The organism is Hahella sp. HN01, from assembly GCF_018986435.1.
Classification (GTDB): domain Bacteria; phylum Pseudomonadota; class Gammaproteobacteria; order Pseudomonadales; family Oleiphilaceae; genus Hahella.
The window spans coordinates 203,926-215,807 of record NZ_JAHMIN010000009.1 but is presented as its reverse complement, the minus strand read 5'-3'; the positions used below and the strand labels follow the sequence as shown (position 1 = coordinate 215,807).

9 protein-coding genes are annotated in these 11,882 nt (G+C 46.3%); all 9 read left to right on the top strand.

Features of this window, described 5'->3' with window-relative positions:
* Positions 1-179 precede the first annotated feature (179 nt).
* Complete coding sequence (locus KP814_RS11365) at positions 180-653, top strand: hypothetical protein (RefSeq protein WP_216736880.1); 474 nt, start codon at positions 180-182, stop codon at positions 651-653.
* A gap of 170 nt (positions 654-823) precedes the next feature.
* The gene (locus KP814_RS33140) at positions 824-1,045 is read left to right on the top strand and encodes a JAB domain-containing protein (protein ID WP_256445996.1); all 222 of its coding nucleotides are present in this window, start codon (positions 824-826) and stop codon (positions 1,043-1,045) included.
* A 270-nt stretch (positions 1,046-1,315) separates the two neighbouring features.
* Positions 1,316-2,200: a competence protein CoiA family protein gene (locus KP814_RS11355; RefSeq protein WP_216736879.1), complete on the top strand. Its 885-nt coding sequence runs from the start codon at positions 1,316-1,318 to the stop codon at positions 2,198-2,200.
* Positions 2,201-2,621: 421 nt separating this feature from the next.
* A complete protein-coding gene (locus tag KP814_RS11350; protein ID WP_216736878.1) occupies positions 2,622-3,203 on the top strand; it encodes an RNA 2'-phosphotransferase in 582 nt (193 codons plus the stop codon).
* Between the two features lie 638 nt (positions 3,204-3,841).
* Positions 3,842-8,122, top strand: a complete 4,281-nt coding sequence (locus tag KP814_RS11345) for an RHS repeat-associated core domain-containing protein (protein ID WP_216736877.1) — start codon at positions 3,842-3,844, stop codon at positions 8,120-8,122.
* Positions 8,123-8,130: 8 nt separating this feature from the next.
* Positions 8,131-8,682 carry a hypothetical protein gene (locus KP814_RS11340; RefSeq protein WP_216736876.1) on the top strand — a complete coding sequence of 184 codons (552 nt, stop codon included), beginning with the start codon at positions 8,131-8,133 and terminating at the stop codon, positions 8,680-8,682.
* A gap of 75 nt (positions 8,683-8,757) precedes the next feature.
* Positions 8,758-9,723 (top strand): DUF4123 domain-containing protein, encoded by a 966-nt coding sequence (locus KP814_RS11335; RefSeq protein ID WP_216736875.1) that lies wholly within the window; start codon positions 8,758-8,760, stop codon positions 9,721-9,723.
* On the top strand, positions 9,720-10,859 hold the full coding sequence (locus KP814_RS11330) for a hypothetical protein (protein ID WP_216736874.1): 1,140 nt from the start codon (positions 9,720-9,722) through the stop codon (positions 10,857-10,859). Before KP814_RS11335 ends, KP814_RS11330 begins: the two co-directional genes overlap by 4 nt.
* Before the next feature lie 9 nt (positions 10,860-10,868).
* Positions 10,869-11,717 carry an immunity 49 family protein gene (locus KP814_RS11325; protein ID WP_216736873.1) on the top strand — a complete coding sequence of 283 codons (849 nt, stop codon included), beginning with the start codon at positions 10,869-10,871 and terminating at the stop codon, positions 11,715-11,717.
* The last annotated feature ends 165 nt before the right edge of the window (positions 11,718-11,882 follow it).

Here is an 11,882-nt window from a genome sequence, read left to right as displayed (position 1 = left end):
TCCATCCGCTCCAGAAAGATTTCCCGGCGGGTCTTACGCTTTTTATTCTGGTATTCGGCTTCGGAGAAAGTCATCTGATCCATGAAAAGTGTTCCTGCTGAGTTGGACTGCCGTATTATGACTGATTCTGGGAGTTATTCAGAGGTTCCTTAGGTATTGGTCTCTTGTGCTCACTTTCTATGCAAGTCATGGCAGGCGAAGGGCACGGCAAGACATATATTGGTTTTACAAATGACACCTCTGAAACATTACACTTTGAGCTAAGTAGCTCAGGCGAGGTTGTTGATGAAGTGACGTTGTTGCCTGGGACTGGGTATAAAAGCAAGGAAGCAGATAGCTTTTTATCGTATCCCAAACAATCTAGTGACTCAAAAAGGGTCGAATTTTCCAGCTTTGTCAAAAAAGGGAAAAAGGAAAACCATCACGTTGATCTAATCGTTAGAAATGATGAAGGTAAGATAATTGGAATTTACCAGCAGGATTTGCAATTTACCCGGGATAAAGATAGTGCTTTTGAATCAACAAATAGTTCCACTGAATGCCATTTAAAAAACGACACTTTGGAATTCTTCAAAGACCACTTCGAAGGCTGGAATGTGTTTTCTGACTACCGTCAATCTACGCCTTGTGTACTCTACTTGAAATTTTATTAAAACCTACCGGCACTATTTGATAGTCAAAAAGCATACTCTCAAAGCGTCTGCCTAACAGGATAGACGCTTAGCAGTGATTTTTAGAATGACTGTATGTCTGCAAACTGCCATACAGAACTTTCTTAAAGTTGAATGACCTCCGGCATAGCCGGAGGTTTATTAGGTGGCTAATGTCATCTGAGTTTTCAGCGAATGAAATCATCCATTCATCGCTCACGCGTCCCAATTTGAACGTAAACGACCAGCTCATTACATACCGGTTGCTACAGACGCTTATGCTCTTTGAAATACCACTGGCCGACCATATCGTGGTGGGAGGAGATCAAGTAGTAAGTATGGCAGCCCAGGGCATACTCGGGAAACGGCCACGGAAGATATCCGAGCCAGATTAACCAATTCCCTATCAACATCATGCTTCGAGTTATTCCGGAACATGCATTTCTTTCCAAACAATGGACGTGGTGTCGTTTCCAACATAGTGTTGCGTTACCAAGGCGTACTAGCTATTTCTTGTAAGAGGGAAAAGGCAGCATGACAAAAAGAGAAAAAACTTAACACCCAGATAATAACGTGGGAGTATAACTATCTCGTAAGCGCTATTCGGATTGGCTGTTGATAGCACTCAACGCTAGAAGTGACATGGATGGGAGACCTTGAATTCGATGAACCGAATTCCTTTTGGCTTGCAAGTCAATTCTTCGAAATTAGTTGATGTACATGAAGTGCCTCGAGGAATCCACTCAGGCTGTATTTGCCCCTCATGCCGTATTGAGTTGGTAGCTCGTCAAGGCCATAAAAACACTTGGCACTTCGCTCACTTCACAAAAAATAAACCTGAAGAAGAGATCACGCAATGTGAGTATTCTTTTTATGTCTCAGTTGCCATGATGGCCCGTCAGCTAATGGACTCTTTTGACATCTGTAATATCCAGCTCCCATTGTATGAAAGATTAGTTTCCGTAAACGGAATGTCAGAGTGGATAACTATAACAGAGTCACGGGAAGTGGCTTTGGAAGATATCTCCGTCAGCCAACAGATGTATGGGGTTGACTTTGATGTACTTGGAAAGGTTCAGGGAAAGAAAAAAGTGGTTCCCCTGGGGCTTCAATTCGAATATCCAGAAAGGCGTATTGACCTAATTCAAGAGCCTGTAGAAAAACCAATAGGTATTCTCGCCGTTGACTTAACTGAGCTTGAGTCATTGTTTTGGGAAGAAAAAGAGCACTCGCTTACATTTAAGGACGTGCTTAAAACTTTTTTATTGGACTCAGCGGAAGGAAAAAGATGGCTTTTCCATCCCAAGCAGTATAGAGAAATTACTAACGCCAAGCAGGCGTTAGAAAAAAAATCATCCCACAACTCACTGTTTTCTCAAGTGACCTACCACGACAGAACACACACTCCATACTCTACAACACGTAACGCTCATCAACGCACTTTCACGTGTACGCAATGTGGGCACAACTACAACTTTTCAGCCAGCTATGGCAGCCGGTGCCCCAGATGCGTGCAGGAAGTTGAGGAAGCAGACTGCAGACCAAGATAGCTCACTCCATCTAGCGCTCAATCAGCTTTATTTGAGGCTTAGCTTTTGTCTCGAAACTATCCCTAGCCTATTTATATAAGTAATCGGCAAGTAAGAACACAATGCTTAGATAGTATCCTACATCTGTAGGATTGGATTTCTTAATGCTTATACTGATAATTTCACCTTCAAACAACAACTAAAGATATAACAACAAGGGAAAATTTAAAATTATCACGTAAGTAACGTCACTGGCGATGGATATCGCTGTAGTATGGCAGGCAGGCAGGCAGGCAGGCAGGCAGGCAGGCAATAATATTTTATTATGTAAAAACTGGCGATCAGCTAATCGGAAGCATACAGAAGAGTGGTTCTTTCCATTTGGTAGCCTTAATCTATAAAAATCGGGATTCATCTTGTATTTATATTGCTGGAGTTACATGTGCAAGCTAAATTTAAATCTATAGTCGAATCAATAAAGATTCAAGACCAAAATTACTACTACTTTACGCATGGAACTTATGCTTCAAACTGGCCATCCATCTTAACCCACGGCTTAAACCCTCAAATAGCAGCAAACACGAGTTCTTTAGGTGCAAAAACTTATGAACGTACAATAAGTCGAGATTCAATTAGGAAAATTAAATACGCCACCGCCCCTGACATTGCGACAGCATACTCGAATTTTGTACCTGAAAACTCAAATGGCACTGCAATAGGAATACTCTTACAAGTAAGAGTTCCAAGAGGTGAGTTTTGGAGGGCGTATGATAGGACTAGAACTAGAAGTAAAGACTATTGGAGACGTGAGTCAGGAGGAGAAGATAATGCTTTTCGCTTAAAAGATAAGGGAGAGTATTGGGCTGGAGTAGTTGTAAACGATGGAGGGGGTCCTATTTTTGCCCTGGAAACGGATCAAGTAATCCATCCTAATGATTTAAGAGTGATAGGGTACTCAAAGCTTGATTATCAGAGTGATCCAAATATTAGATTATATAAAGATTGGTTCCATCCTCGGTCATAGTGGGGATTTCTCCTGCTCTTAGCTCCATGCCTACAAATAAAATGGGAGTTGAGAGCAAGGCCACGGAAGCTGCCTGAGCCAACAATGTAAAATACTTTGACGAGGGGGATCGACAAGTCCCGTCGTTTCACTCGCTAACCTTTCTAATAGGCAAAAGTCACCAGCCTCGGGACTTCATCCTTTTTAGCTGGTACTCCATTGACGATTGGCTCATTAGACGCGTGATCTCTTTTAAACTCAATTCGCGATATGTTTTGGCTTCTGTATGAGAGATGCTGCCGCTTAGTATTTGCGTTTCAGAAACACCACTTTGGATAGCATCAGGCACATATTCAGGGAGGTACCGTAGAATTGCTTCTTCGACTATTTGTTGGGGAGATTTTTGACTGCGCGAGTCCATATGCAATGCCCATCCTAGAATGCAAGTTAAAGCAAGTCTCATGATGCTTATTTTGTGATCGCGTCGTCAAGCTAGTATTGTCGGCTAGTTCCGAACTCCTATCCCGATTGGATTATACATCCAGACGCCTCTGGATAGTAAAATATTCTTGTATTGTAAAAATACGTAACAATTTTGATTCTGCGTCATCTTCACCTTGTTTGGTTAGGAAAGGCGTAATACAAGGGATGTTTCCTGCATGTATTCCACCCGCTCTTATGCATTTAAGCATTGGTCTGATATCACTGTCGCCGATCTTCCATTTATCGAGTCTCCCTTTTTTGCAGCGAGCTTTGCCGACCGTTGCTTGAGCAACGACTTCAAGGTCAGCGATGTCGCCAGCAATTTATGCGGCTATCACTTCCGCTCGGGGTTTGGCGCTTTTCCTGGGCGTGGTTCACCCCACTTCCGCAAGTGGAAGGATGATTTTGTCAGAGGCGTTGAGCGTGGTGAGGTGTTGTTGATTTTTACTGACAAGAAGAAGCCTTTCTGTCCAGTTATCAACGAGAGCGAAGAAGGACCAGTACCTGTCAGTTCAGAGGTGAGACTTGCTGAACGTTTGATTGCTCGCGCCAATCCGGCCCCACCACCGCCGCCAGCGGTGACTGGAGAAGTCATGGAGGTCACGCAATTAGCCGGCAATCCCGGCTGGTCTAGTGAGAAAAGAGCGTCCAGTAGCCATCAAGCTTCCGCCGCTGCAGCGCCCGCCGCCGCACCAAGCTCTGCGCCAGCACAGGCGAAAGGGCCCGATGAGGAAGCGCAAGCGCAGACATTAAAGAATACCGCTCAGGAAGGGCTGCCGTTTTGTGAGGAGTGTGAAAAGGCCGCAGCGCCAGCAAACGCACCCAAGTCTGAAGATACCCCCGCGACCAGTAATAAAACGGGCGTAAACGACAATGGCGAAACCTCTCAGGATAACGTCAATTCCTGCAAAAACGGCCACCCCATCAGTATGGTCACTGGCGAAGAGTTATTAGACCAACTGGATTTTAAACTCTCTGGCCCCCTCCCTCTGATTTGGAAAAGAACGTACAAATCCTCCAACCATAATCAGCGCGGATTAGGTCATGGCTGGACACACTTTCTTAGCCAGCAGTTAGAAGAAGTTGATGGCCGTATCGTCTTTACAACGGATGAAGGGCGTTACATCGATTTCCCTTTGCCATCAGAAGGCGAGATGGTCCGAAACAGTGCAGAGCACTTTGAGCTGCATCGCTTGGGCGAGCGCCACTTCGTACTGAAACAACTGGGCAAACCCAATCTGGCTTTTTCAGGCAAGAACGGCGTATATCGACTTGAGTCTGTGCTGGACTCATTGGGTAACCGTATTGATGTCAGCTATTGGGTAGAGTTGGAGGAGCATGAGCGTCCGGTAACGATTGTAACCACCTCCGGCGGCAAACGGTTGCATCTACTGCATAACGCATACGGTCTGATCTGTGAAGTCCAGAATGTCCATGACGACGGTCGCGTAGATAGCCTCGTTAAATATCAATATGACGAAGCCCAAGACCTGATTGCAGTAACCGATCCCGCTGGCAATAGCGAAACCTTTGGTTATCGTAATCACGTGATTACCCGTCACACCCTCAAGACTGGCTTCAGCGTCTATTTTGAGTGGAATCGCTATGACAAATCCGCTCGCTGCTTACGTCAGTGGTGCGACAACGGCATCTATGACTATCGCTTTGAATGGGACTTGAAAAACCGCATTTCTCAAGCCACCGACAGTAATGGCGGCGTTACCACCTACCATTACAACGAGCGAGGGCAAGTAGCAAAAGAGATTGATCCGGAGGGCGGCGTCACCCGCAGAGCATATGATGCAGCGGGTAATCTCATCGAGGAAACCAACCCCAACGGACACAGTACTCATTACGGCTATAACGACCAAGGAAAGCTGACGACCCTGGTTGATGCGAATGGCGGTATTTACAAGATCGATTACAACGCAGACGCCCAACCTATCAGCATCACTAATGCGCTCGGGCATAAGTGGACCAGAGAATATGATTCGCGTGGTTTGGTAACCGCCTTTATCGATCCAGCCGGCAATAAAACTCAATATGAATATAACAGCCAAGGGCGTCTAAACAAGGTCACGGACGCAGTTGGCAATCAGAAAGAGTATCGATGGAATCATCAGGGGCAATTGGTTAGTGAAACCAATAACAATCAAACCACGACCTATGCCTATAACGAGAGCGGCGCAATCAGCAAAGCATCCACTTCAAAAGGGGGCGTTAGCAGATTCAAATACGACCTAAACGGCAATATAACAGAGGTTGTATACCCTGATGGCTCTAAAACTCAGTTGCGATACAACGCCAATGACCAATTGACTCATGTTATTGATGGCGCTGGTCGCTGTACTGAATATGTATACGACGGCTTATCTCAAGTTCGTAAAAAGATCGATCCTTCAGGGAAGGTATTCGAGTATCAGTATGATAAAGAGCGCAACCTAGTAGGATTAATCAACGAAAAAGGTGAGCGTTATGAGCTCGCCTATGACCGCAATGAGCGGCTGATTCGCGAAGTTGGATTCGATGGGCGCGTGCAGCAATATCAATACGACCCTGCCGGCTATTTGAAAGCTCATATTGAAGGCCTCCATACCGATGAGGTGGCGCAAGCTGAACATACGACTTTCTTCAAGCGCGACCGAATAGGACGCTTGTTGGAAAAACACAGTCCTGATGGGGAAGTCAGCCGCTTTGGCTATAACGCCAGTGGTCAGGTAATTAAGGCCGTCAATTCCAATCGTAGCATTCAGTTTGCTTATAACAGATTGGGACAGTTGGCCGAAGAGCGGCAAGACCATCATGTTCTTCGTCATGAATATGATGCGCTTGGCAACCGGACGCAAACTACTTTACCAGACGGTCGCACATTAGAGTTTGCGTATGCCTCAAATGGGTTGTTCAATCAAGCTAGCGTCAACGGAGCAACGCTTGCCAAAGTGCAACGTGATGAATATGGTCGCGAAACCCGCAGACTACAGGGATCTGTTGAGTCACATTACGAATACGACTTGATGGGTCGATTGGTCCGTCACCATGCGAGCAACCGCCAGACTAAAGAGCGCATCATTGAGCGCGATTATGGGTATGACCTTAGCGGTAACCTGGCATTAATTGAAGATTTCAAAAAAGGGGCGACCCACTACCATTACGATGCCCTGGATCGTTTGAAAGCAGTGGAAAGCTTCTGTAATGAGGAGTTTTCATTCGATCCTGCAGGCAACATTCTGGATGGAGCCAATCAAGCAAAAGGCAACCGTCTTAACTTCCATGGCGATCGCCATTTTGAGTATGACGAAGCCGGCAATCTGATCAGGGAGAAGCGCGGAAAAGGCGGAAAGCTTGAGACTCGCTACTTCTACAACAAGCAAAATCAACTGGTTGCTGTCGAGAAAGACGGGCAAAGAACTGAGTACAAGTATGACGCTCTCGGTCGTCGCGTCAGTAAGCAGGATGCTTTTGGGAAAACAGTGTTCCTATGGAATGGCGACGTTCTCCTGTCAGAGCAACGTAAGCATCTGAGTAAAATCTACGTTTACGAGCCTAACTCGTTTAGACCGCTGGCCTTCATTCAAGATCAAAAAGTCTACCACTATCACCTCGATCACCTCGGTACGCCGCAGGAAATGACGGACGCCAAAGGCAAAATCGTTTGGTCTGTGCGTTACAAGGCTTATGGCAACCTGGCGCTAAAAGAAACCGAAGAGGTTGAAAACTCCCTGCGCTTCCAAGGCCAGTATTTCGATGATGAGACGGGTCTTCACTATAATCGGCACAGATATTACGACCCTGGCAGCGCGAGATTCATCAACCAAGACCCGGTGGGATTGGTTGGTGGCGCCAACAACTATCTATATGTCCCCAACCCGACCCACTGGGTAGACCCCTTTGGTTTGACCGCTAAGCCTGGAGATTGTCCAGATGTCATACCTGATAACTATGACATTATGGAAGACCGCTTTAAGAATGCGATATTAGTGCTGCAGCCTAAGGATGGCATCGTTGCATGGTCGGCTCAAAAACTGGTCGACACACGTAATGTCCCAATCATCGGCAGAGACAATATTGATAGCTTGCGCAATGTTAAAAAACTAACGTTACTTGCGCATGGTACAGGAGACGCCATTGCAGGCCATGACGGTGTAACATTAGGAAATAAGCTGAAGGAGATTGGCTTTAAGCCCGATGAAATTGAAGTTATTGCTTGTCGTAGAACACCTGGTCCTGCACGACAAGATATCGCTAACATCATGGGCGTACCTGTCACTGGCGGTACGGGGAGAATGAAGTTAGATAACAATGGCGATGTACGAGTACTAGATGAACAGAAGGTTGTCCAGCGCACCGAAGCGAAAGGTAGCCCCCTCACGAATGAAGAGTTAAATTCTTGTTTGCGTCCTGTAGGGGAAGGATTTGAAACCTTCACGCCCAATGGTTCATGTTCTACCGTCGCATAGGAATAAACATGATAGTCACCACTCTGAATGAAATCGGCTTCTGGTCGAATAATTATGAAAACGGAGTCACTCCAAGCTTTCTGTGCGGAGATATCGGCTCTGACAAAGAAGGCATCATAAGTTACCTGAAGAATGCCGCGCGCTGTGATGGTTGGCTTGGGTACGCACGCTGCCGCTTTGAATGTGAATACTCAGAAAGTGGTCCGCTTGGTGCTGCAGAACTGACTGATGGAAAATGGTATTGGCCTGAGGGACTGGCTCACTATGTTGAAGCCCATAATCTATTGCTTCCCCCTCAATTTCTGGAACACATCAGATCGTTAAACTACAAGGTCCCAGAGCTAGAGCCCGTGTTTTTAAAGGCGATACGTAACACCTCCAACCTAAATGAAAACGACGAGCTCAAGATCAAGTTCAGTAATCACATCTGGCTGAACTGGCTCCGTGAAATGGGGGAGGAAGTCTATCTAAAACACCCTGTAATTGTCCCTAAAGCAAAGCCGGCAGCTAGTTCGACTTTCGATCTGGATAGTTTACTACCGGGTGACGGAGACCTATAGGAGCTACGACTGGGGCGTTTGTTCTTAAACGCCCAACTTTCGGCGACACTTTAAAATCAGGAAGAGTTGTACAGAATGCAGGACTTTTTCAATTTATCCACTTTAAAGGGCCATTGCCCCGGCTTTCGCCATTACTACGCGTTAGTCGACTGCGCCATTGACGAGCGTATTTATCCGCAAATAACCCAAAGCTCCTGTGACAGCTCGACGCTCTTTTGGCACGGGATTGGAGAAACGTTAAAAGCTGCGTCTCCCCACATCGTCGAGTTAGGCAGTGATCCGTTCACCCAGTGGTTATTTCAGGAAGGCTGGGGCAACAGCTGGTGTATTTTTTTAGCCAGCAATAAGCCCATGACGGAACTTGTTCAGCACTTCCGCCGTCTTGCAAAAGTTCGCGGCCCTAATAACGAGAACTGGTACTTTCGCTACTGCGATCCGCGCTATATGAGAGTGTTGCTGCCACTCTGCGACTCGGCGCAACTTAATCGCATTATGGGCGACACCGGCGTTTTCTGGATGGAAGGTGACGCGCCAGAAAAGGTCAGCATATTTCAGCGTAAACAGGGAAAACTACAGTTTATTTCGAGAAATGTTGATGGATCAGACTCACACGTAAGCGTCTACGACCCGTCAGAACAGCCAAGCTCTGGGACAACAGATAGCCTTCTCAAAATACGCCAGGATCAGTGTGAGCAGTTTACACACGCTGTCCGTCGAGAGTTCGTACGAAAGATGGCGACAACATTTCTGGAAAAGTATCCCGACCGACTTAAATCTATTGCGCCAGACCAGCTGTTCAGGCTTGTTGATGCCTCCATTTCCCAGATGCATCAACTTGGCGCTAAAAGCCGGCAAGACGCCTATCACTTTATTAGCGCTTGTATCCTGTTTGGTTGGGGCTTCCTCCAGGACGATAGCCAGAAATGGATTAGAACGGACTATCTGGAGAACTCCGAGCTGGGGAATATCAGCTTTCGATTAGAGGCTCTTTACTACTACAGTGGGCGACAGTCCATGATGGATGGGAAGTTGGAAGCATGACTGATAACAGCCTAAATGGTGCGGATGACCTGCATGTAAGCTCCCTGGCGGGCAACTGCCCTCAGTCCGGCGTACAGACGAGCAAGGTGGACAAATTCATTGAGCCGCATATGTCGGCGCTTTCAGATGATCACAAATCTGCGGTCAAGAAAGTATTGGAAGATGGCAAGCCAACCGAGAACAGCCCCACGACGGTGTTGCTGAAAACTGGTGAAAGTAGTCGGCCGGAGTATACCTTTACCGACGACGATATTGATCTTGATGAAGATAAGATCACGCTAACCCGGAAAAATGCAGTTAAGTACCCAGCTAAAAAGCAATTGTCATCGGAAGAGTTCGTGCATGCGGTTGTCGTTGATGGGGAGCCCATAGACAAGGCGAAGGCCAATGGAAAGGAAATCTGCTCTGTTGAAAAGAATGCGATCAAGGCCGTCTCCACAGAGATTACGGCCTACGACATGAGCTTGCCGGATAATCATCCTTACGCTGCGAGCCTTAACGCACTTCTAGCCGAACGCGACACGCTACGAGATGAAAGAAAAGCGCTCAAGGAAGAAGCCGCGAAGAAGCTTGGTAAGAAAGTCGAGGACTTAAAGCCTTCCGACTGGGATATGACCGAATACAACAGCAAAAATGTCGCTGCCGTATCAGGAAAAATTGGCGAGCTTTACGCCGATGTCCATGTCCAAAAAGAATTCCCGGATTTCAAGCGTATCCACCCAGAGGATATCGAAAACGCGCCCTCGCTCTCAGGGAATTTCGACATGGTTTACCAGAACGATGCGGGTGAAATCATTATCATCGAAGCCAAGGGTGCAGGCGGAACAACCGGTACTCGGAACATCAACGGTATTGACTACGAGCAAGGGACTACGGAGTATGCTGCTAATGTAACTCAGAGTATGGCGAGTAAGCGCGTGTCATCAAACTTTTCTGATGAAAAGAATAGCGCAATAAGGAAAGAAGTCTATGCAGCACGAGCAATAAAGTTTGCTTCTCAGGATGACAAATCCATTCGTTATCTTAGAGTGCAAACCCCTATTGAGAATGACCCATCCGCCGTGGATAGTGTAAAGGTCTCTGAGTATCAAATAGATAAATTAAAGCTTAAATCTATTCTAGATAATGATATTTAAGTGGGAATTATGATTAAAAACAAAAGACAAGCTACTATGCGCCAAGATTGGGTTATTGAATACATTGACGGCGCTGATCGGTTGATGAGAAATGGGTGTAAGAATTTATATAGGAAGAGCGACAATGTACTTAGCGTTGCTCAAGAGTCTTTGGCGAAAGCGCGGGAAATAACCCTACTGGACAATAGTTCATATGATCAAGCCGGGGCTGAAGCCATCAAGCTCTCAGCAAAGGCATATGCTGCTTATTTTACCTTAGCGCAAAATCCAGACACCACTATTGATATATCACTATCAGGTTGTGGGGAAGCGCAGCTCAATGGTGCAGGCATTGTAGAAAATGGCAGAATTTTTCCTGAACGCTGGCAAGAAGCTTACTTCACCGCAGTAGTCGCGCGCGATAGAGAAAGTATGAATAGCTTAGCTTCTTTCCCCTTAAGTCTGTTGCGCTCAAGCGCAACAAAAAGTATTGAAGCAGAGTATGTATTAGTGGAGGCTTTGCAGAGTTTTCATTTCAGGCGCGATGATTTTGTTCCGCTGATTAATAAGGCGTCAGAGCTGGCCGTTGCAGAAGGAAGTGATAAAGCACTGGATATAACTATGGGTAAGATTGAGCTATTGCTGGCCCTGGCAACCAATCTTGGCCTGGATTTTAATGAAGTCTTAGAGAAAAACCTCAAAGCTCTTATCGAATTCTTTGAGGCACGATGTGAAGAAGACGTAGCCCCAGTTCAAAGCTTTATCCCAATGGAACTCCTAGGTATGGCAGTACTGTGGTTTGACGCAGGGAACGACTTGACTGTCGAGTCGGATTACCTGCCTAAATACTGTATCGAAGGAACTCTATTTGGTGTGTAGCCGCTAACGATATGCCTCTGAACTTCTCAAGTTCCGAATGGATTAGAAAGCGGGGGCATATCTAATTGCAAAGGCACACAGTGTGCGGATGATCGCATCGGGGTTCCAACCGGTTTTGTATTCGATACGCTCGCCTTTAACTGTGCGTTGGCGCAAGAGGTCGTT